We start from the raw sequence: 22,586 nt of genomic DNA on the forward strand, positions 1-22,586 counted from the left end.
AATGATTAAAAAAAACGAGATTTCATACCTGTTCATTGGCCCATCCTCCTACGCAATACAATTGGACATCCCTTCTAATATGAAAGTTATGCCCCCTGCGAAGAGAGGAGACATAGAAAACTTGATGGTAGAGTATCCACCTGGAACCGTTGTACTTGTTGACGGAACTTACCATAGTTACCCAGCGGTTTCACATGCTGAAATCAGAACTGCCATCGAAGCCGGATGGACATTCTGGGGTTTAAGTTCGATGGGAGCTATTCGTGCTGTCGAGTTAGCGCCTGTCGGGATGAAAGGGTATGGTGAAGTGTATCGTATGTTCTCCGGTAATGATGATCTTCCTGATGATTATGTTGCACTCATCCATGGTAATGAAGCACCTTACATACCAATTAGTGAACCATTAGTTCATATAGATTTCTTTCTTAAAGATTTAGTGAAAGAGAAAATCATTACCCATGAGGTCTATGTTGAGTTACTTCAATACCTTTTTAATATGTGGTTTGGATATAGAACTCTTAAGACAGTTAAGAAAATTCTAATTGATCATGTTGCGGAAGCAGATCTGTCTACGTTAAATGGAAAAGTTAATAACTTCCAACACTACAGAGTGAAAAACTTAGATGTATTAAGCTTTTTATCAAAGTGTGAAAATTAATAATAAGGGGTGGTATGGAGAATCAACACGAGAAAATAAGCATTATAGATGAGCTTAAAGGGATACCCATGGTTGACAAGCAATTCAGCTGTCAATTACTTGTTTCTCTGACTGCTCATCACAGGTCAAATATTTCAAAAAACAAACTCACACCCAATCAATGTATATATCCTGACATTGCTTATAAAATTTACGCTGAGAATACAAACCTTAACACTGAGGTGCCTGAGAGCAGCGAGCTTAGTAATGAACATCAAGAAAAGCTGTTTAAAGCAATTGAAACTATCAAGGCTGTTATGCCTCAATGGGAAATTTACTTTTCATTGCCTGTTAGCTACAGGTCCTTGAGTGCCCCACCAGAGACCGTCAGTTTGACAAATCACTGTATCCCCCAAACAATTTATTTAGGGGTAAAAGCTTTTAAAAGCAGTGAATGGCTTGAAGAAGTTATAATCCACGAATTAGCCCATATTTGGCTCGGTATGATTTGTGAATTACATCATTTCCATGAGGTTTCAAGCGATGAAAGATTCATTCTTCCGTCAGGAACCAAGAATAAAGATGCAAGAGGCGTTATTTTTGCGGGGCACTTTGCAGCTGCAGTTTTAATTTATTTTCAAGAAAAAGAAAAACTGCAGTTAAGAACCCAGAATAGCAAAGATAGAATCTCCTATCTTAAAAATTATCTCACGGGATGTATTAAGTTATTAACACAAGATATTTGTTTGGATAAAACTGGGACAGACCTGGTTAATCGACTTAAAAATTACGAGGCAACACATGGCTGAAATCATGATCCCTAATCAGTTTAAACAATATTCAACTTCCAGTTCCATTTTCACTACAAAAGCGAACACTGTTAGTAATGCTTTGACTGACCTAACTACTACCCACCCTATGTTGAAAACATATATTTTTGATTCAGACCACAACGTCAAGGGATTTATAAATATTTTTGTGGATGATGAAATGGTGGAAGATTTAGCTACACCTATTGCTTCAGCTACAAGGATTCAAATTATTTTAGCAGTGGCCGGGGGTTGAAATGCTTAATTTATCTAAAGGTGAAAATGAAATTTATGCACGCCATTTTTCATTGCCAGGTTTTACGCAAGATAAACAATTGTTGTTAAAGCAGGCCAAAGTATTAGTCATCGGGGCGGGTGGGCTCGGAAGTCCTTGCATGCTGTATTTAGCCGGGGCGGGTGTTGGGAAAATTGGTATTGTTGATGGAGATCAAGTCACTGTGAGCAACCTTCCTAGGCAAGTTCTCTATGACTTCAAATCCGTAGGTTTCGAAAAATCACAGCAAGCCAAAGAAAGAATCAGTCGTTTGAACCCCTATATTGAAATCGATATTTTCAATAAATTTCTCAGCACAGAGAACATTGAAGAAATTTTTTCGCAATACGAGATAATTGTTGATTGTACAGATAATTTTGATGCCAAATATCTCATTGACGAAACCTGTGAGAAAATGAAAAAGTCTTTGGTGTATTCCTCAATATTTCAGTTTGAAGGGCAGGTCTCTGTTTTTCACTATAGCGAAGACAAAGAAAACCATATTGGATATCGTGATTTATTCCCAGAACCACCTAGCAAAGAGTTCCGAGAAAGCTGCAATGATGCTGGCGTAATTGGAACTCTCCCAGGCGTGCTTGGTACTTTACAAGCAAATGAAGTCATAAAAATGATTACTGGTATTGGAGATGTGCTTAGCGGAAAAGTTCTCATATTTGATGCTCTTTCCTGCAGGTCCTCCCTTTTGAAACTCAAAAAAAGAGTTCGGCAAAGATCCACCTCGTATCCACAAAGTGATATTACTTCAGTGGGAATAACAACCGAGGTAAGTGCGGCTGATTTAAAGCAATGGTATACCGAGGGGCGAGATTTTGTTTTGCTCGATGTAAGAGAATCAGAAGAACGAGATATCATTTCCTTGGGTGGACAGCATATCCCTTTGCCACGCTTATCTGCAAGTGTACATATCCTTGATCGTAGTTTACCTCTTGTTATTTATTGTAAATCTGGCATACGAAGCCGGCGGGCTGTTATGTTTTTATTAGAGGAAGGGTTTACGAATGCGGTCAGTCTTAAGGGCGGGGTCATAAGTATAAGCGCCGCGGACCTGTCTGCACTCCAAGGGTTTAATATGAGTAGCATAAGGTAATAATTTTGAAACCAAAACTTGGGTGGTCATTTTTTTTCTTTCAGTGCGGCGCGACATCTGGTTTATTAACCGGCCACATAATGAGAATTGCTGTTGCTTGGTGGTGTCTGGAAGAGACTAAGTCGGCAACGGCTTTTGCGTTGGTTATATCATTATCTGTTGGCTTTGAAATATATTTATCGCCTCTCCTAAGTTCATTCGGTGATCACTACCCAAGATTGAAGCTAATATGCTCAAGCCAATGGGTTATATCATTAATAATTTTTTTGATTATAATTGTAAATGTGTTAGATCATTTCAATATCTACATTATAACTACACTTCTTATTTTAATCAGTGTTTTGGTCTGTTTCCGTGAACCAACTATAATTGGAACGATACCTGATCTAGTTCATAAAGAGTGTGTCTCAGATGCAATTTCCCGTCGCTCGCAAATAAATTCAATCTATATTTTCCTTGGCCCACTTATCGCGGCTTTTATGACGTCATATTTGGGTATAAAAACCACCCTGCTCTCAGCATTATTTTTTTCGGTATTATCATCCCTGTTTTACTTGGCAGTTGTTTCTTTGGAAAAGGATAATCCGGTTAACTTACCCCGGCCAAACGGTGAAAAGTTAGAATGGTTTAAGAAAACTAAAAGCGGGTTTGTCGCCATCATTAATGTTAAGTCTGAGCTTTACATTGCCATTTTTGCGGCAATTGTGAATTTTAACATGTATCCGTTTTTTTCAATCATCATTCCTTACTGGATAAATCAAGTCTTAAAACTGCCAGCCAGTTACCTTGGATTATTTGAAGGTGCCTTCGGATTAGGCCTTATTGCAGGGAGTAGTTATTTTGTAAAACTACTCAATGAACTTTTTGGTCGTTTTTATACTATTCTTACCGGTTTTATGCTGCTTGGATTTTCTATTATTTCAATAGTTAGCGTAAATTATTCTTATGCAGTGCTGTGTTTTGCTTTCGTGTGCGGTGTATCTTTTATGCTTATCAATATAAACCTCAATACATTGCGTATTTCTGCCACGCCACCTACATTTAGGGTAAGAATGAGCGCTATCGCTTCTTTTCTCTCCCGAATTTTTAATCCAATAGGGGTATTTCTTGCAGGTTTGACCGTTACTCACTTCGGTGTACAACTTGTCGTCATTATCTCAGGAGGATTAATTGTCATGATCGTTCCTTTCTTGATTTTCTCTCAAAACGTCAGGAATGCACTTTTATTATCACATAAAGATATGGATGGTTATTATGAAAGAAAGTATCCAGCTGCATTTAAATAAGAATACCATTTCACCATGGTCTATTGATAAGGTGTTAAGTGAAAGGGCCTTTTCGAATTTCATCGAGTCCTTCTACCGGCAAGAGGTTTTTTCGGGAAGCGCTATAGGGCATTTTTCTGATTTATTCAACATAAATTCTTTAGTCGAGCTGTTGAATACACGTCGATTATCTTTCCCGCGTTGCCGGTTGATAAGACAGGGCACCCTTATTCCTCCCGCAAGTTACACTGTTCGCAAGGGAGGTTCTCTAGGGGAAGCTATTAATACCTTGGATGTTACAAAAGTGTCTCAACTGATTGATGAGGGTACCACTTTAGCCATTGATTTTTGCGAAGACCTTTGGGAAGAAATAAATGATGTTTGTGGTGATTTTTCGACACTGTTCTCTGAAAAAACAGGGGCAACCCTTTTCTTTAGTTCTGGTAAGGAGGTAGGTTTCACCGCTCACTGGGACAACAGTGATGTCATTGTATATCAGCTTAGCGGAAAGAAAAGATGGAAAATATATTCGAAGTCCCTTGATATGCCAATAGACGAAAATAAAGACTCTATGCCACCGCATTCAGATATACCCTTTTTGGACTTAACGCTGGAAGCAAATAATGTTCTTTATATTCCCCGCGGCTATTGGCATGCACCCGAACCCTGTGGTGAACATTCTTTACACGTATCCTTTGCTTTCAGACGCCGTAATGGAATGGATTATCTCAAATGGTTGATCCCAAAACTTTGTGATGAATTAGTCGTCAGAAAGGATATTGACAGGCATGCGGATTTAGCAAATAGCACAGAATACATTAATGGCTTAAAGAGTGCTCTATGTGAACATATTAACGACAGCACGCTTCGCGCTTATATTGAATCTTGTGATCGTCGGGATTTGAAGAACGCGGTTTTTACTGGGCATGCGCTGCTAAAAGAGTAGCCAGTTTCGCATGTTAGCGTATTTGTGTTTAATTCGTTCTTTCTCTTAGGGTAACCTCATTGTTTGTTTTTCCAGCGATTGGGTTTTATCCCTAGACTGCCCAACTTTTCCCTTGCCTGCCCCATATCGTGTTTTTATTCTTTTATATCAGTCAGTTAGACGGTCGTGGTGGTCGCGGTAGGACGGAAGTTACGTAAACGATCGGGCATCTCGCCTTGTTGATTGTTAACCGTTATGAAATGCTTATTTCACCCATTACCAGCGTGAATTTGATCATGATAAAGCGGCATACCCGAACTGAACAGCAACAGCATATTGATGCAGGGCAACACAGCGGATTAACTAAACAGCATTATTGTGAACAGCAGGGTATTACTCTCAGTAATTTTTATTATTGGCTGAAAAACGTCAATAATAATACCGATGCCGCACCTGCCGCGTCGCCATTTATTCCGTAAGCGCCGTTAAATCGACGTACTCCCCCTATCCATACTGCGGCACATTTTTTAAAAAAGGGACCAGGTCCACATTCCAGGGCAATAACGCGTCGAGTTTTTCCTGCGAGTCCGCTTCGCCGATGTGATCCAGCACATACTGGATATACGCCGTCGGCTCTAACTGATTGGCCTTCGCCGTTTCGATCAAGGAATAACACCCCGCACTGGCGCTGGCGCCCTGCGAACTGTTGGCAAATAGCCATGCCTTGCGACCGACCGCAAACGGGCGGATGGCATTTTCCGCCAACGCATTGCTGATGTTCACCTGCCCATGATCGCAATAACCTATCAATTCTGCCCAGTGGTTGAGCGTGTAGTCCATGGCCTGACGGGTCAGCGATCCCTTCATTATCTTGCCGACATTCTGCTCCAGCCATAGTTTGAATGCATTGAGCAACGGCAGGCTATATTGCTGACGGGCCAGGTATTTGTCCGTTTCACTGCGCCCCTGCAGGCTCCGTTCGATCCCATACAGTTTACTGATGTAGCCCAGCGCCACATCCGCTTTAGTGGGTTTGCCTTTGGCAGATTTGGCATTCCTGGGAACCGCTTTGCCCGCTTCAATATATTTGCGCCGGGCATGATCCCAGCAGCCGATACGCACGAGATTGTTTTCACGGCACACCGCGTCATAACCGGCATAGCCATCGGTTTGCAAAATACCGGTGAATTCCGCCAACAGGCGTACGGGAACGCTACCCGAGCGGCTCGGGTCATACTCAAACAGCACTGAAGGTTTATCGGGGGGGCCACCGCGTATCACCCACATCCATTTGTCCGATTGGGCGGTTTTGCCTTCTTCTTTCAGCACCTGGATGCGGGATTCATCCATTTGCAGGTAACGGCTACTGTTTTGCACGTCACGCAACCTGGCCAGCAGCGGGGCAAATACCTTGGCTAACCGGATGATCCAGTGGGCCATATTGGTGCGGCCTACCGGGTGGCCACTGCGGGCAAGCATGTTTCCCAGGCGGTACAGCGGCAGCCCATCGGCATATTTGGCGACGATGATATACGCCAGCAAGGCGGTGGTGGCAAAACATTTGCCCAGCGGATGGGCCGGGCGGCGGGCAGCCACAATAAACTCCTCGCCATCGCGGTCAAACACCGCTTTTTCCTGCCAGTATTCGATGACTTTTAACTGGGCGGGAATAAACGCCAGCTCTTCTTTAACCTTGCTGAAGAAGGTGGTGCGGGCACCGGTTTTTTCTTCGTCGGACAGGCACAACTCCACACGCTCACGCAGCAGACTATCGGAGAAACCGCGTTGGCGTGTTGTCTTTTTTGGCGCGGATGATGTAGCGGGAACATCTTCAGGTAATTGCGTCTCCATGGCCTCAAGCGCCGCTTCCAGTTCGGCTTCATCGAACAAGGCAATCTGGTCGGCATGTCGCTCACTGCTGGCGGCAAACTGTTGGGCTGTTTTGAGCCTGAGTTTTTCTTCCAACAAGAGAATATAATAGTCACGGTATTGAAGTTGTTGCCGCAATTCTTCGTTCGATGCCAACAATTCAACCGCAGATAAACTGCGGTTGTCGGGGTTTTCGACTGACGGAGAAGTGAGCGTTTTCATGGTTAAATTATAACAAAAACAGCCACCTGATGCTTCCTGTTTCGACTAATTAACGCCATCATAATGCAGTTTTTTATGCCCATTGAGTAGACTGATATCGTAACCATCAAGCAGCCAGTTAATCTGCTCCCCGGTCAGGGGTAACAGGTCATCGGCCAGACTGGGCCATTTGAACTTCTCCTCTGCCAGCGCCTTGTAATAGAGGACAAAACCATTATCTTCCCACATCAGACATTTGATTTTATTGCGCTGGCGGTTGGTAAAAGCATACAGCGCCCCGGTAAAAGGATCGTGTCCCAATTCCTGTTCTATCAGCGCCGCCAGCCCGTTGACCTGCTTGCGGAAATCGATGGGTGCGCGATAAAGAAAAATCTGTGGCATCGCCAGCGCCGGGCGTAAGTCACGGTTACGCATCAGAGTTGCCTGAGAATAGCGCCCAGCAGGGAAACATTGCGGTCATTAAGACCGGTGATCACCAGGCCATTGGGCAATGAGAGTGTCAGCTCGGTTGGGGTGTCGACGTGGGTGATGTCGGCGGTGACTTTGGCAAACCCTGGGGCCCGCGCTTGAGTCGGGTTATCGGTACAATATTTTTGCCGCCAGTAAACAAACTGGTGATATGTCAGCTGCTGTTGTTGACAGAAAACCTGGCCAGAAAGACCGGATGCTTGCCAGGTGGTGATCTGTTCGCGCCAATAGTCGGCCCGCTGTTGAGATGTCATGATTGCGCCTCGGTGTTTAGGGTAGACAACGGCAGTGTGGCGCAGTTAATCACTGAAAAAAAGATGCCGATTTAAGGGCGCTTACCAACAATCGAATAAACGAACTGTTGCCCTACGCCGAAAACAGCTTCAGTTAATATCTGCCAGCTTATTACATTATTTTAATCACACAACGCGACTTCGCCGTTCGGTTACGATGCAGCCGGCATGCGCGGTGGGATATCTGCCCAACATGCTGTCGCCGGGCCCGTATCAAATAACGGCAAACCTTCTTTAGAATATTGGAATAATAAATTTAGTTCTATTGATTTTTCAAACAGCTATAAAAGATAACCCATAATGAATTGCCCAATGCTTTTTATAAACGAGCATGGGAGAAGATCATCATTCGATCCAAAGACTTGAGGCAGTGTTTTATCTTAAACGGTTCAACGTTTTTCTACATGGTCTAACCGTAGTTCATTTTGTGGCCAACGCCGCGTAAAGCTTTTGCCCGCTACGCTCGATTGAGGAGAAATCCGCATCGGGGTATCCAGTAATTATGCCGCCTACCGTCTGCCTGCGTTGTTGGAAAATTTTCGTCAGCAATAACCTGGCGTTAGTATTAATTTGATCAGTGGCTATAGCGAAGAGATATTCCAGCGGTTACAACGCGATGAAATTCATCTTGCCTTGGTTAAAGATAATTTTAACTGGAAAGAAGGTAAGCTACTGGTGGATGAGGATTGTTATTACCTGATAAATCAACACGAAATAGATTTTCGCCTATTGCCTCATCAGCCACAGATTAAAATTAATCATGGCCCGCATATTACCCAATTGATTGAGCGTGGTGGAATGCAAATTTTTCCCTGGCACCGCGTATCTTTCTTGCTGCTTCTCGCACAGCCAGCAGCCGTGACGTCGTATTCTCCCGGCTCTGCGTCCGGATACGGGCGTACTGTTGGCTGTTCCCCTTGGTCGGGAGCCTTCCCTCCATCAATTCCGCCACATTGTTACCTGTCTTGTTCATTGATTTCTCCGGTACTATGCTCCCGTCCGACTTCCTGAACACAGCACCGCTTCGCCTTACGGCTTAGGCTGCGCCGTCCCACTGACTCACGGTGGGAATTTGTTCAGGATCTCCCAGGTTCCGTATGATGAACTTCCTCACATGCACAGGGTCTTCGACCCCGGGAGGCATGTCCGCGTTTTGCCATAACAACACGGTCATTGTTGGTTTCTGCTTCGCTTAATGTCAACGCCACGATCTTTGACCGTTATGGGGGTGCGGACGATTTCCTGGACTCTCAGGAGATAAAATATGTTTACTGAAACGGAGAAAATTCACGCAATTGAGCTCTACTTCAAATAGAGTAAAAAGCTCGCTCCCGTAGTTCGTGAACTGGGTTACCCCTCTAAAAGAAATCTACGACGCTGGATCCGTTTATGGGAAGCGAGTGACGGTGCTACAAAATCCATACTCCGTAAGCCTCGTTACTCTGATGTGCAAAAGCAGGCTGCTGTTGAACATTATCTTAACCATGGCTGCTGCTTGGCGTTTACCAGCAGGACTCTTGATTATCCCTGCTGTGATGTATTGGCTCGCTGGGTTAATGAACGTCATCCCGGCAGACGGATTATTTTCACCAGTACGATCAATCAAAATGCACCTTTTGAACCTGAGGTGAAACGTCAGGCTGTCATGGCGCTTTGTACACGGCATGTACCTGCCAGAGAAATCGCGATGAACGTTGGCATCAGTCGCACGGTATTGTACAAATGGAAAGATGAAATCATCGGCGATGAGGCTTACCAGTCCATGCGCAAACATGAAAAGCCGTCTCTTACGGAAGAGCGCGACACGCTGCGCGAAGAAGTTAACCGACTTAATCAGGAGATACGTCGACAGCAGATGGAGCTCGATATCCTGAAAAAAGCGGAGGAAATCATAAAAAAAGACCCGGGCATCAGCGTCAGCACTCTGACAAACAGGGAAAAGACGCAGATCGCTGATGTCCTGAGAGGCTCGTACCCGTTGACAGAGCTGCTGCGAGTCCTTGAACTTGCACGGAGCAGGTTTTTTTACCACCGGACAGCTCTGCGCTCGGGAGATAAATACGCGACCGTGCGTATCGCAATAACAGAGATCTTCAACGGTAACTATCGTTGTTATGGCTATCGCCGTCTGCACGCTATGCTACGGCACAAAGGCCAGCGACTCTCTGAGAAGGTTGTACGCAGACTTATGGTGGAAGAACAGCTTGTGGTCAGTCGAAACCGTCGGCGCCGCTACAGCTCATACGGCGGAGAAATCGGCCCGGCACCTGACAATCTTCTCGCCAGAGACTTTAACGCGGAACAGCCTAATCAAAAATGGCTGACAGATATCACGGAGTTTCAGTTGCCGTCAGGCAAAGTATGGTTGTCACCTGTAATCGACTGCTTCGATGGTAAAGTTGTGAGCTGGTCGTTGGGTACACGCCCGGATGCAGAACTGGCGAATACCATGCTGGATGGTGCAATCAGCACATTAACCGCAGGCGAACGACCAATAATCCATAGCGATCGAGGCGGGCATTACCGCTGGCCAGGCTGGCTTAAGCGTGTGAATGCTGCCAGTCTTATCCGTTCGATGTCCCGTAAAGGCTGTTCACCGGATAATGCGGCTTGTGAAGGGTTCTTTGGTCGCCTGAAAACGGAAATGTACTATGGTCATGAGTGGTCAGGCGTGACACCTGAGCACTTTATGCAGCATGTTGATGCCTATATACGATGGTATAACGAACATCGCATCAAGTTGTCGCTGGGAGCACTCAGCCCGGAAATGTACCGTCGACAACTCGGCATCGCGCAATAAAACCGTCCAAGAAAACATCCGCACCCCCTACCGACACGTTGAAAGTGGTGTTTACCCTGCGGGTGCTAGGTAATCTGGCACAGCCTTCCGTCTGTAACGATCAGGACTATCAGGCGGCACTGGCGCAAATCATTACCGGTTATGTGGATGAGCATGGTTTTACTGTACTGGCGACACGTTATGCAGAGAATATCGCGAATGGCCGTTTTCTGTGGCGTAACCGTATCGGGGCGGAAACCATTCATGTGGTAGTCACGCAAGGCCAGCAACGTTGGGAGTTCAACGGTGAGGATTACTCACTGCGTCAATTCAGCCAACCGTCTGCTGAGCTGGCCGCGCTGGCGAAAGCCATTGAACAAGGACTGACAGGCGAATCCTCTGCGTTATTTACCGTGGAAGCCTTTGTGCAACTGGGCAACGGGCAGGAAGTCTTCCCCTCTCAGGAACTGATACTGGATGAGAAGGCCCGCAATGGCAAAAGCAAAATTCTCTATCAGGTGAATGGAGTCGCAGCAATCCACTCGCAAAAAATCGGCAATGCACTGCGTACCATAGACGACTGGCACCCGGCGGCGGATGAAGCCGGCCCGATTGCCGTCGAGCCCTATGGTTCGGTCACCAGCCGTGGCAAAGCTTATCGCCAACCCAAAGAGAAAATGGACTTTTATACACTGCTGGATAATTGGGTGATCAAAAATGATGTGCCAGCCCCAGAACAGCAACACTATGTGATCGCCACACTGATTCGTGGCGGCGTGTTCGGCGAAAAAGGTGAATAAGGTAGCGGCATGGATCACTACATCGATATTCGTGTATTACCCGACCCAGAATTCAACGCCTCACAACTATTAAACGCGGTGTTTGCCAAACTGCACCGCGCATTGGCGCAATTAGCGGACGGTACTGTGGGCGTCAGTTTTCCTGATGTGGGAAAAACATTGGGGGAGTGCCTGCGGTTACACGGCACTGCGCCTGCGTTATCCGCACTGGAACAGACTGGCTGGCTGAAAGGGTTACGGGATTACACCCAGATTACCGCACTTCAGGCAGTACCGGACGAGGTCAGGTTCCGAACCGTACGCCGGGTTCAAGTCAAGAGTAGCGCCAAGCGGTTACGCCGGCGTTCAGTCAGCAAAGGCTGGCTGAGTGAAGCGGAAGCAGCGGTACGTATTCCTGATGCAGTAGAAAAACGGAGTGTGTTGCCGTTTATACAACTGAAAAGCCTGTCCAGCGGACAGATGTTCCGGTTGTTCGTGGAGCATGGGGGAGTGTTAGAAATTCCGTGTCATTCCAGTAATATATCATCAAAAAGGAATGACAAATGTCCCAGCCCTTTGATTTTGACAAAGCCCTGAAAGCGCTACAGTCCGGTCAGTCCCTGACCGGCAAAGATGGCATCTTAACCCCGTTAATCAAACAGTTAACTGAAGCAGCCCTGTCTGCGGAACTTGACTCCCATTTGGCTTCAGATGTGGAAGCCAACCGTAAAAACGGCTCTGGTAAAAAAACCATTAAAGCCCCGACCGGCAGCTTCGAACTGACGACTCCGCGCGATCGTAATGGCACTTTTGAGCCTCAACTGGTGAAAAAGCATCAGACCACACTGTCCGATGAGATCGAGCGCAAAATCATTCGTCTGTTTGCGCTGGGGATGAGTTACCAGGATATCAGCCGGGAGATTGAAGATTTATACGCATTCAGCGTGTCTACCGCCACCATCAGTGCCGTCACCGATAAAGTCATTCCTGAGTTAAAACAGTGGCAACAGCGCCCGCTGGAGAAAGTTTATCCTTTCGTCTGGCTGGACGCCATTCACTATAAAATCCGCGAGGATGGCCGTTACCAGAGCAAAGCCGTTTACACTGTGCTGGCGCTGAATCTGGAAGGCAAAAAAGAAGTTCTGGGTCTGTATCTGTCGGAAAGCGAAGGGGCAAACTTCTGGCTATCTGTATTAAGCGATCTGCAAAACCGTGGCGTTGAAGACATCCTGATAGCCTGCGTGGACGGACTGACTGGGTTCCCGGAGGCGATAAACAGCATTTATCCGCAGACAGAGGTGCAGTTGTGCGTTATTCACCAGATACGCAACTCGATTAAATACGTGGCCTCAAAGCACCATAAAGCCTTCATGGCCGACCTGAAGCCGGTGTATCGTGCGGTGTCAAAAGAAGCCGCAGAAACGGCACTGGATGAGCTGGAGGCCAAATGGGGTCAGCAATATCCGGTGGTGCTCCAGTCATGGCGGCGCAAGTGGGAAAACCTGTCAGCGTACTTCCGCTACCCGGCTAACATACGCAAAGTGATCTACACAACCAACGCGATAGAATCGGTGCACCGTCAGTTCAGGAAACTGACCAAAACCAAAGGCGCTTTTCCGAATGAAAACAGCCTGTTGAAACTGCTTTATCTGGGACTGATGAATGCACGGGAGAAATGGACAATGCCGATCCAGAACTGGAATTTGACATTGTCGCAGTTAGCCATTTATTTTGAAGGACGACTGAATAGTGTGATAACGCTATAGAGTTTTTAACGTGACACAGAATTCTGAACGCTCTCGAGCATGGACCGATACAGGATTGCCCCTCTGTTGGGAAATTCTCCGCCTATGGCCTGAGCATGGAAGCCACCATTCCCTGGTTCTGACCTTTTTTTAACGGCCAACGATAACACTTTGGTTTTAAATACCGTTGGTCGTTACCTTCAATGCCGCTAGTACCTTCAATACCGCTAGTACCAACAACCTGCAAAAGCATCACTTTGGTATTTTCACCCAATCTTTCCTCATATTTTTGGCATTCAGTCTCTATCAGATGAAGTCCAACATCCGCTCACCGTAGTCCTGGGGTTTATCAGCGCTGGGAGAATCTGGTTGATTTACGCTAAAAATGTTTACGGCTCATTACCTGTAGGTATAAAGCCGCTTTCTTCAGCGAAAGCAGCTTTATATAGCGGGGTTAGAATGATGTCCATTCGCCGGCAGATGAAGCGGCAGTGTCCTTCCCTTTGCTCATCGTAGATATTCTGCCAGCGGGCAACTCCGGCGTTAACATCGGACTCTGCTGAGAGGCATACTGAAACCGTTCAGATTCCGCCTGGCTGATGTGCAGTTTAAAAGCACTCACAGCTTCTGCCAGCATTGCCGCCTGTGATTGCAGAGACAACGCCGCAGAGGCCGACTCTTCAACCAATGCCGCATTCTGTTGAGTCGTCGTATCAATTTGCCCCACAGCGATGTTGATTTGGTTAATGCCATCGCTCTGCTCCCGACTGGCTTGCGATATTTCACCGATAATATCGTTCACATCCTGCACATGAGCTGCCAGCCCATTCATTGTTTCCTCGGCAGTATCCACCAATTGCATGCCATCTTGAATATTGTCAACAGAGTCATCAATCAACTCCTTGATCTCTTTCGCCGCGGTAGCGCTGCGCTGCGCCAAAGATCGAACCTCGCCGGCAACCACGGCAAACCCGCGCCCCTGTTCGCCAGCACGGGCCGCCTCCACCGCCGCATTTAGCGCCAGAATATTAGTCTGAAATGCAATGCCATCAATGACACCGATGATTTCAGCCATCCGTTGCGAAGAATCCCGAATACCGCGCATCTTCTGCGTGACAGAATGCATTACTTCACTACTGCGCTGCGCTGCGCTCGATGCTTTATTTGAAATTTCGGTCGCCTGATGCGTATTGTCCGCCGTATTCTTAATCGTCGATGTCAATTCTTCCATTGACGACGCGGTTTGCTCCAACGAACTTGCCTGTTCCTCTGTCCGGGCAGAAAGGTCCTGATTTCCCGCCGCTATCTGTGAGGCTGCTGTCGAGATGGTTTCCGCACCATCACGTACTTGACCAACAATCTGGCGCAAACTGGCATTCATGTGATCCAACGACTGGAGCAACATACCGGTTTCATCTTTGTGAACGGCTACGATCGTTGATGTCAGATCGCCTTGTGATACTTTATCCGCCACATCTAATGCCTGATGTATCGGTCGTGTTACGCTACGCGTCATCGACCAGGCTATCCAGGCACCTAACGCGGCACAAATAGCAAAAATACCCAATAAAACCCATCGGGTTTCACTATAGGTTTTGGCCATCACATCAACTGTCGCACTCATCATGTCATCCTGATGGTCCACTAGCTGGTGCACCGCCTTACGATATTCTGATTGCACAGGATAAAGATGTGAATTGAACTCATTGAGCGCCGCCTCCCGATTACCCGCCAATATTTGACGGCTGATCGTTTGTCCTGAAGTTAAAAAATCGGCACGAATACGCCGGATATTCTTAAGCATCTGGAGCGATTGAGTGTCATGAGAATTATTGGCACTGTTTTCTAGCTTATCCATCAGTTGGCTTATATTTTTGGAGATATCCGCAATAGAATCGACAGTGCTTTTTATTTTTTCCTGTTCGGAGAGTAACATTAGCTGCTGGAAAACCTGGACTCCCGAATTCACATCACCAATAAGTTCATTAGAATCCACCGTCTGAGGGTACAACACGGTAACAATGTCAAGTGCACTATCATGAAAGTCAGATAATTTTTTAATAGAAATCATACTTACGATAAAAAGCATCATCACCAAAAAAGTGAACCCGGCACTTAAACGATAACCTATTCGCCAGTTAGATAAATGCATAACCCACTCCTATATTAAATTCCATGGAAATAAATTCGTTAAGAAAATCTTGTCAAGACAACCACAGTGGAACTTTTGGCTTTAACATTGGAGGAGGACACCATTCACTATGGGTAGTACCCATAAAAACTCAAAGGTAGCTCATTGGCGACGTTACCAACGCAGCATTGTCCCGAAATAATTCTCACCGCTATTTTCAGCATAAAAAATTATTTCTTTTCCACAGTTCGTGACTTATAAAAAATAACGTCACAAAACATATAAAAATAATACTGAATAGATAATCACTATTTCTTATAGAAATGCCCTCGCCACACGTCTACAGTCACCATCCATTCCGTTGTCCATTCCCTCTATCGGCAATATGGAGGGTAGCTTTATCTTTTGATCGTTATAATCATTTAAAAAACACAAAGCAATAGGATTTAACTATTAAAAACAGCAGATCGATCGGCAGAAGGATCAAGAATCATAAGACACTGTGTTATAAAAATTATGGCAGCCATATGAGGCCTATTTGCAAGGAGTATCATTACACCTGGCATCATACCTCAACAAAATTTCTCCCGGTTTAACACATCCGTATCTGTATCCGACTTTTTATTGTCTGCCTTTGATAACCCATCCTCAGGCATAGTCGGTGAATGGAAATCTATTGCGTATATCCCATAACAGCCATCTGATTTTATAAGGAAAAAACAGATCAATACTTCTGATTATAATTTAGGCAGATATCGATATGAACTATCCATTTTTAAAACGGCGTATTGTTCACAACCCAATTCAGCACACATCTAACGCTTGTCACACAATAATAATTGCCAATAAGATACCGCCCACAATTTAACAATTATCAGCAATAGCCAAATAGAATGGATAAGATTTTTAAACCCAGGTGTTAATCCCTCGCAATTTATACAAATTTATCGTCCCCCATATTGACACTAAGTAAAACATTGACTAATACTTTATTTATTTAGTCACAGCAAATACTTAGCACACTAATCAGCCATGCAATTATCATTGGTTCCACATCTATTATTTATAACAAGTCGGTTGACGATAAATGAGAATAAGAAAGATTTTTCAGATAAACTTGTTATGGCTGATATTAGCTATCTCTATAGCCAGCATAGTCATCACATTATTGAATAGCTATTTTTCAATTTATAAAGTACAGAAAAAATTACTTTCAGATCAAATATTTAATTTCAACTTGAATTACTCATTCAAGTTATCGACAACAGTCGAAAGTTTTTTCTCTACCTCTAGAGAGCAATTGACCTACAGCGCACAATTAATCGAAAAAAATTATAACGATGAAAAAAGTTTACAATCTGAAGTCGAGCGTATCCGTCAACTGAGTCATAATTTCAATTCGGTCGTGGTTGTTAACAATAGAAATTCCGTCATAGCGGCATCCCCGAAAGAATTAAATCTTGTGGGAGTAACACTTACATCAAATACAAGTCAACTTGCCCTTAAAGAAAAAAAATTCTTTATCAGCCAACCATATACCTCCACGACAGGTAACTATATCATTTTTATATCGGTGCCAATTAAAGATAAGCAGGGTAATCAGGTTGGATATATCGGTGGGACCATCTATCTTAACAACCGTAGAATTCTCAACGAGTTTATGAACACCCAATTTTCGAATGACACGCACAATATCTATGTAGTTGATAAAAACGGAATTATCATCTATAACCACAACAAACAGTATATTGGAAAAGCGATTACTGACGAGCAGGTCAGAAACACTATTTTCGTGCACGATAAAGGCACATTTCTTATGCCGAGCGGTCAAGGGAGGTCACCCGCGCTTGCAGGATTTGCCAGAGTAAAAAGCTCTGGTTGGACCATTATCACTTTACAATCATCTCAGTCAGTCATTGCTCCACTTAATGACGTGATGTTCAATATATTAAAAGTGGGGTCACCTGTCGTCATTCTCACATTATTGATTCTCACTATTCTTGCATTCTATATTGCCCGCCCGTTGCGCCATCTTGCCATGTCCGCCAGCAAAATGGATGAGCCTGGTGTTATCGACAAAATCAAATCCGTCCCCTCCTGGTATTTCGAAGTCGAACAATTAAAGCGCGTTATTCTGTTAGGAACGGTTTTGCTACATAAACGTATCGGACGCCTCAGCTCCGAAGCACACACCGATCCATTGACCGGGTTATTAAACCGTCGTGGGCTGCATGATAGTATTGATATGATTTTATTAGAAAATAAAACCGTCTCCGCTATCGTTATTGATATCGATCATTTCAAGCATGTGAATGATACTTTCGGGCATAGTACAGGTGATGAAGTTATCCGGCTGTTAGCCCGACTCATTCGCTCCAGCGCGAGGAAGATAGACCTTATGTGTCGTACCGGCGGCGAGGAATTTTTAATGTTGCTGCCGGGGACAAACATTCACATTGCAGCGCTAATTGCCGAGCGTCTACGAAACAATGTGGAAAATCATCAATTTCCGGGATGTAAGCATATTACTATCTCTGTTGGCGTTACGACGTTCAATCCTGACAAATCCGCATTCGATATTGCCATTAAAACCGCGGACACCGCCCTATATCAAGCCAAAAAAGACGGCAGGAATAGAGTCGTCGTTCGGTATATTTCTGATGATGTCTCACCAACATATTCTTGATCTCACCACCGCACAGCATCTCGCATTAATACATATTGAGATCTATTTGGGTAATTTTTTAACGACCACTATCGTTTCTCGCGTCAATGCCAGGTTACTCACCCTGCAACGTCACCACCAGCGTACGATTACCACCGTGATTACGATGTTCACACAGGTAAATCCCTTGCCAGGTACCAATATTTAATTGTCCATTGCGGATGGGAAGACTCAGACTATTACCCAGCAAGCTACCCTTAAGATGTGCGGGCATGTCATCGCTACCTTCATAGGTGTGACGATAATAGGGCGCATCTTCCGGCACCAGATGATTGAAAAAACGTTCAAAATCCGCTCGCACGGTAGGGTCGGCATTTTCATTGAGAGTTAATGATGCAGAGGTATGCTTGATAAACACATGCATCAGGCCGATATTGATTTGCCTGATTTCACCGACTTGCGCTAACACTTCATCGGTAATCAGATGAAACCCTCTGCCTTTTAGCTTGAGACGAATTTCGTGTTGTATCCACATATCACACCCCTGCCGACAATCAATTTACGGACGTTCCAGCATCGGCTTCAGGAAACGTGCAGTATACGATTTCTCACACTGCGCCACCGTTTCCGGCGTGCCCGCTACCAGAATTTCACCGCCGCCACTGCCGCCTTCCGGACCGAGATCGACAATCCAGTCGGCTGTTTTGATCACGTCCAGATTATGCTCGATCACTACGATGGTATTGCCCTGGTCTCGCAACTGGTGCAGTACCGCCAGCAATTGCTGGATATCGGCAAAATGCAGGCCAGTAGTAGGCTCATCCAGAATATACAGTGTTTGCCCGGTGCCACGCTTCGACAGTTCACGCGCCAGTTTGACACGTTGTGCCTCACCCCCTGAAAGCGTGGTGGCCGACTGCCCCAAACGGATATAGGACAGCCCGACATCCATCAGCGTTTGCAGCTTGCGAGCCAGTGCCGGAATGGCATCAAAGAATTCACGAGCTTCTTCAATCGTCATATCCAGCACTTCGTGAATGCTTTTGCCCTTGTATTTAATCTCCAACGTCTCGCGGTTATAGCGCTTGCCTTTACACTGATCACACGGCACATAAATATCGGGCAGGAAATGCATTTCCACTTTGATAACACCATCACCCTGACAAGCCTCGCAACGCCCACCCCGCACGTTAAAACTGAAACGACCAGGGTTATATCCCCGGCTGCGGGATTCCGGCACGCCAGCAAACAGTTCACGAATCGGCGTAAAAATGCCGGTATAGGTTGCCGGGTTGGAACGTGGAGTACGACCAATCGGGCTTTGGTCAATATCAATCACCTTGTCGAAATATTCCAACCCATGAATTTCCCGATACGACGCCGGTTCGCCCAGCGTTGCACCATTCAATTGTCGCTGCGCGATCGGGAACAGAGTATCGTTGATTAACGTAGACTTGCCTGAACCGGAAACCCCGGTAATACAGGTGAACAACCCGACCGGTAATGTCAAAGTTACCTCTTTCAGGTTATTACCTTTGGCACCTATCAGCTTCAGCACTTTGGTGGGATCGGCCGGGACACGCGTTTCCGGCACATCGATTTTCCGCGCACCACTGAGGAACTGACCGGTAAGTGATTCCGGCACCGCCATGATCTGCTCGACCGTACCTTCCGCGATCACTTGTCCACCGTGAACACCAGCACCGGGGCCAATATCAATGACATGATCAGCTGCACGGATCGCCTCCTCATCATGCTCGACCACAATAACGGTATTGCCCAGATTACGCAGATGAATCAAGGTATCCAGCAGACGCTCATTATCGCGTTGATGCAGACCGATAGACGGTTCGTCCAGCACGTACATCACGCCCACCAATCCGGCGCCAATCTGGCTGGCAAGACGGATACGCTGGGCTTCTCCCCCCCGAGAGGGTTTCTGCCGAACGAGACAGTGACAGATAGTTCAACCCGACATTCACCAGGAATTTAAGTCGGTCACCAATCTCTTTGAGTATTTTTTCGGCGATTTGTGCCCGCTGGCCACTCAGTTTCATATTCCGAAAGAAGGTCATTGCATGACCGATGCTCATGTCGGAAATTTGTGGCAACGTGGTCTGTTCTACAAAGACATGACGCGCCTCTTCACGCAGGCGAGTACCGTGGCAGCTGGTGCAAGGACGGCTGCTGATGAATTTTGCCAGTTCCTCACGTACCGCCGTGGATTCCGTTTCCTTATAGCGACGCTCCATGTTATGCAGCACCCCCTCAAACGGATGACGACGCACGGAAGTATCGCCACGGTCATTGATATATTTAAATTCAATGGACTGCTTGCCGGAGCCGTAAAGAATGACGTTCTGAACTTCTGCATCGAGATTCTCAAACGGTACATCGACATCAAATTTATAATGCTCCGCCAACGAGCGAAGCATCTGGAAATAGTAAAAATTACGCCGATCCCAGCCGCGTATCGCCCCCCCCCGCCAACGACAGTTCCGCATTCTGTATTACACGTGCCGGATCGAAGAACTGTTGTACCCCCAAGCCATCACAACTCGGGCAGGCTCCGGCAGGATTATTGAAAGAGAACATACGTGGTTCCAGTTCATTCATACTGTAACCACAGACCGGACAGGCAAAATTGGCGGAAAACAGCAATTCAGATTGAGCGTCATCGTCCATATCCGCAACAATAGCGGTGCCGCCGGACAGCTCCAATGCGGTTTCAAACGATTCAGCCAGCCGCTGGGCCAGATCATCACGTACTTTGAAACGGTCCACCACTATTTCAATGGTGTGTTTTTTCTGAAGTTCCAGCTTCGGCGGGTCAGAAAGGTCACAGACTTCGCCATCAATACGGGCACGGATATAGCCTTGTGTCGCCAGATTTTCCAGGGTTTTGGTATGTTCCCCTTTACGATCTTTCACAATGGGCGCTAATAGCATCAGACGTTTGCCTTCCGGCTGTGCCAGTACGTTATCCACCATTTGGCTGACAGTCTGGGCATCCAGCGGAATATCATGTTCAGGGCAACGCGGCTCGCCCACACGGGCAAACAGTAGACGCAGATAGTCATGAATTTCGGTAATCGTCCCGACGGTGGAACGCGGGTTATGTGAAGTGGATTTCTGTTCAATAGAAATCGCGGGTGACAGCCCTTCGATATGATCGACGTCCGGTTTTTCCATCAAGGATAAAAACTGGCGTGCATAAGCTGAAAGCGACTCCACGTAGCGGCGCTGTCCCTCGGCGTACAGGGTATCAAAAGCCAGCGATGACTTGCCTGAACCGGAAAGACCGGTCACGACGATCAGTTTATCGCGTGGAATTATCAGGTTGATATTCTTGAGATTATGGGTACGGGCACCACGAACTTCGATATTATCCATTCACACTCTTCCCGCGATAAACGCTGTTTCCATCTTCTCTGGACGAAAGCAAGCCAATATGAAACGGCTGATTATGGCACAAAAAAAACTGAATGAATATCCAGTATTAGACTGCAACAAGTGCAATAAATGGAAAATTTTCGGATAACAGCTCGCGGGTACTATCTACTATAGTGGCGTGCTAGAATCTATCGTTTACACTTTAAAAGTCGATATATCAGGAGACACCAACATGGCCAGCAGAGGCGTTAATAAAGTGATACTTCTCGGGCATCTGGGACAAGACCCCGAAGTCCGTTACATGCCGAATGGTGGCGCGGTAGCCAATATTACCCTGGCCACTTCCGAAGCCTGGCGCGACAAGCAGACCGGCGAGCAGAAAGAAAAGACAGAATGGCACCGCGTAGTACTGTTTGGCAAACTGGCAGAAGTCGCGGGTGAATATCTCCGCAAAGGGTCTCAGGTTTATATTGAAGGCCAGCTTCAGACCCGCAAATGGACAGATCAAAGTGGACAGGATCGTTACACCACCGAAGTGGTGGTCAACGTTGGCGGCACCATGCAGATGATCGGTGGTCGTGCGGGCGGTGGTGCGGCGCCTGCAGGTGGCGGGAATCCACAACAAGGTGGCTGGGGACAACCACAGCAACCACCTGCCGCCAACCAGTTCAGCGGTGGCGCACAGGCAGCGTCACCACGTCCGCAAAACACGCCAGCACCCAGCAGCAACGAACCACCGATGGATTTTGACGACGATATTCCGTTCTAGGTGCGCCACTTTTCTTTGTAAACCAATTGGTTAACTCCAGTTATTGAGTTAACCATAGGCTGTTGGAATGCCTATTGCAAACCTGACTTATCCTTGCCCAGCAATGGGTTTGAACCTCGAAAGAGGGAGGGGAGTGTAGCATGTCAGGAAAAGGCTGGTTGCGGGGAAATAACCTACTTTGCGCCAGCCATTGCAAATCCCATATGGCTATGCCTGATTGGTTGAATCATAGTTCATAGTGGGTTTCGGGATATCTATGGCTCACGGTTATTCAGGAGTCATACCAATATTTATAGTAATTATTTTTAGAAGATTACTATATCCAACAATATTGGCACCTGCTCGGTGAGAGTGGTAATTGAACGTAAGTGAAACTTAAGTGGGATGCACCTTGACTACAAAGAAATATGAGATTACCTAAGTTGGTTAAGTAATTAACCACTATGGTAACGGAG

General features: G+C 46.1%; 18 protein-coding genes and 4 pseudogenes. 15 read left to right on the forward strand and 7 right to left on the reverse strand.

Translation table 11 applies throughout. The features are described 5' to 3' along the window. The first annotated feature begins 1 nt into the window (after position 1). The 7 genes from PCO85_18920 to PCO85_18950 all read left to right on the forward strand — a co-directional run bounded on the left by PCO85_18920 (position 2) and on the right by PCO85_18950 (position 5,497). A complete protein-coding gene (locus PCO85_18920) occupies positions 2-658 on the forward strand; it encodes a TfuA-like protein (protein WJV53223.1) in 657 nt (218 codons plus the stop codon). Between the two features lie 14 nt (positions 659-672). Then, positions 673-1,446, forward strand: a complete 774-nt coding sequence (locus PCO85_18925; GenBank protein ID WJV53224.1) for a hypothetical protein — start codon at positions 673-675, stop codon at positions 1,444-1,446. After that, a complete protein-coding gene (locus PCO85_18930; GenBank protein WJV53225.1) occupies positions 1,439-1,702 on the forward strand; it encodes a MoaD/ThiS family protein in 264 nt (87 codons plus the stop codon). Before PCO85_18925 ends, PCO85_18930 begins: the two co-directional genes overlap by 8 nt. Before the next feature lies 1 nt (position 1,703). Beyond that, the gene (locus PCO85_18935) at positions 1,704-2,828 is read left to right on the forward strand and encodes a ThiF family adenylyltransferase (protein ID WJV53226.1); all 1,125 of its coding nucleotides are present in this window, start codon (positions 1,704-1,706) and stop codon (positions 2,826-2,828) included. A 5-nt stretch (positions 2,829-2,833) separates the two neighbouring features. Further along, positions 2,834-4,114 carry an MFS transporter gene (locus PCO85_18940; protein WJV53227.1) on the forward strand — a complete coding sequence of 427 codons (1,281 nt, stop codon included), beginning with the start codon at positions 2,834-2,836 and terminating at the stop codon, positions 4,112-4,114. Then, positions 4,083-5,039, forward strand: a complete 957-nt coding sequence (locus PCO85_18945) for a cupin domain-containing protein (GenBank protein ID WJV53228.1) — start codon at positions 4,083-4,085, stop codon at positions 5,037-5,039. Before PCO85_18940 ends, PCO85_18945 begins: the two co-directional genes overlap by 32 nt. Before the next feature lie 275 nt (positions 5,040-5,314). Continuing rightward, on the forward strand, positions 5,315-5,497 hold the full coding sequence (locus PCO85_18950; protein WJV53229.1) for a hypothetical protein: 183 nt from the start codon (positions 5,315-5,317) through the stop codon (positions 5,495-5,497). 25 nt (positions 5,498-5,522) lie between these two features. Here PCO85_18950 and PCO85_18955 read toward each other — a convergent pair whose 3' ends face one another. The 4 genes from PCO85_18955 to PCO85_18970 form a co-directional block, all read right to left on the reverse strand. Beyond that, positions 5,523-7,109 (reverse strand): IS66 family transposase, encoded by a 1,587-nt coding sequence (locus PCO85_18955; protein ID WJV53230.1) that lies wholly within the window; start codon positions 7,107-7,109, stop codon positions 5,523-5,525. Positions 7,110-7,154: 45 nt separating this feature from the next. Beyond that, complete coding sequence (tnpB, locus tag PCO85_18960) at positions 7,155-7,523, reverse strand: IS66 family insertion sequence element accessory protein TnpB (GenBank protein ID WJV53231.1); 369 nt, start codon at positions 7,521-7,523, stop codon at positions 7,155-7,157. Next, positions 7,523-7,831, reverse strand: coding sequence for an IS66 family insertion sequence element accessory protein TnpB (locus tag PCO85_18965; protein WJV53232.1), 309 nt, complete (start codon positions 7,829-7,831; stop codon positions 7,523-7,525). Before PCO85_18965 ends, tnpB begins: the two co-directional genes overlap by 1 nt. 811 nt (positions 7,832-8,642) lie before the next feature. Next, positions 8,643-8,843, reverse strand: coding sequence for a hypothetical protein (locus PCO85_18970; GenBank protein ID WJV53233.1), 201 nt, complete (start codon positions 8,841-8,843; stop codon positions 8,643-8,645). Between the two features lie 291 nt (positions 8,844-9,134). Here PCO85_18970 and PCO85_18975 point away from each other — a divergent pair. From PCO85_18975 to PCO85_19000, 6 genes and pseudogenes are all read left to right on the forward strand, one after another. Beyond that, positions 9,135-10,670, forward strand: a pseudogene (locus PCO85_18975) (IS3 family transposase). A gap of 29 nt (positions 10,671-10,699) precedes the next feature. Beyond that, positions 10,700-11,449 (forward strand): annotated as a pseudogene (csy3, locus tag PCO85_18980) (type I-F CRISPR-associated protein Csy3). Positions 11,450-11,458: 9 nt separating this feature from the next. Then, a complete protein-coding gene (gene cas6f, locus PCO85_18985; GenBank protein WJV53234.1) occupies positions 11,459-12,025 on the forward strand; it encodes a type I-F CRISPR-associated endoribonuclease Cas6/Csy4 in 567 nt (188 codons plus the stop codon). Then, on the forward strand, positions 11,992-13,194 hold the full coding sequence (locus PCO85_18990) for an IS256 family transposase (GenBank protein WJV53235.1): 1,203 nt from the start codon (positions 11,992-11,994) through the stop codon (positions 13,192-13,194). The genes cas6f and PCO85_18990 overlap by 34 nt, the downstream gene beginning before the upstream one ends. 23 nt (positions 13,195-13,217) lie before the next feature. Continuing rightward, positions 13,218-13,316, forward strand: a complete 99-nt coding sequence (locus PCO85_18995; protein ID WJV56140.1) for a type I-F CRISPR-associated endoribonuclease Cas6/Csy4 — start codon at positions 13,218-13,220, stop codon at positions 13,314-13,316. A gap of 92 nt (positions 13,317-13,408) precedes the next feature. Beyond that, positions 13,409-13,563: pseudogene (locus PCO85_19000) on the forward strand (phosphonate ABC transporter, permease protein PhnE). A gap of 64 nt (positions 13,564-13,627) precedes the next feature. Here PCO85_19000 and PCO85_19005 read toward each other — a convergent pair. Continuing rightward, positions 13,628-15,325, reverse strand: a complete 1,698-nt coding sequence (locus PCO85_19005; protein ID WJV53236.1) for a methyl-accepting chemotaxis protein — start codon at positions 15,323-15,325, stop codon at positions 13,628-13,630. A gap of 1,066 nt (positions 15,326-16,391) precedes the next feature. On the opposite strand from PCO85_19005, the gene PCO85_19010 reads away from it, so the two are divergent. Next, entirely contained in the window at positions 16,392-17,990 is a 1,599-nt protein-coding gene (locus PCO85_19010) for a sensor domain-containing diguanylate cyclase (GenBank protein WJV53237.1), read from the forward strand. 94 nt (positions 17,991-18,084) lie between these two features. On the opposite strand, the gene PCO85_19015 is transcribed toward PCO85_19010, so the two are convergent. Then, positions 18,085-18,504 (reverse strand): secondary thiamine-phosphate synthase enzyme YjbQ, encoded by a 420-nt coding sequence (locus PCO85_19015; GenBank protein WJV53238.1) that lies wholly within the window; start codon positions 18,502-18,504, stop codon positions 18,085-18,087. Between the two features lie 24 nt (positions 18,505-18,528). Beyond that, positions 18,529-21,362 (reverse strand): annotated as a pseudogene (gene uvrA, locus PCO85_19020) (excinuclease ABC subunit UvrA). A gap of 232 nt (positions 21,363-21,594) precedes the next feature. Between uvrA and PCO85_19025 the strand changes: the two are divergent. Further along, the gene (locus PCO85_19025) at positions 21,595-22,131 is read left to right on the forward strand and encodes a single-stranded DNA-binding protein (GenBank protein WJV53239.1); all 537 of its coding nucleotides are present in this window, start codon (positions 21,595-21,597) and stop codon (positions 22,129-22,131) included. Positions 22,132-22,586: the final 455 nt, after the last annotated feature.

The sequence above is a fragment of the Prodigiosinella aquatilis genome (assembly GCA_030388725.1).
Taxonomy (GTDB): domain Bacteria; phylum Pseudomonadota; class Gammaproteobacteria; order Enterobacterales; family Enterobacteriaceae; genus Prodigiosinella; species Prodigiosinella aquatilis.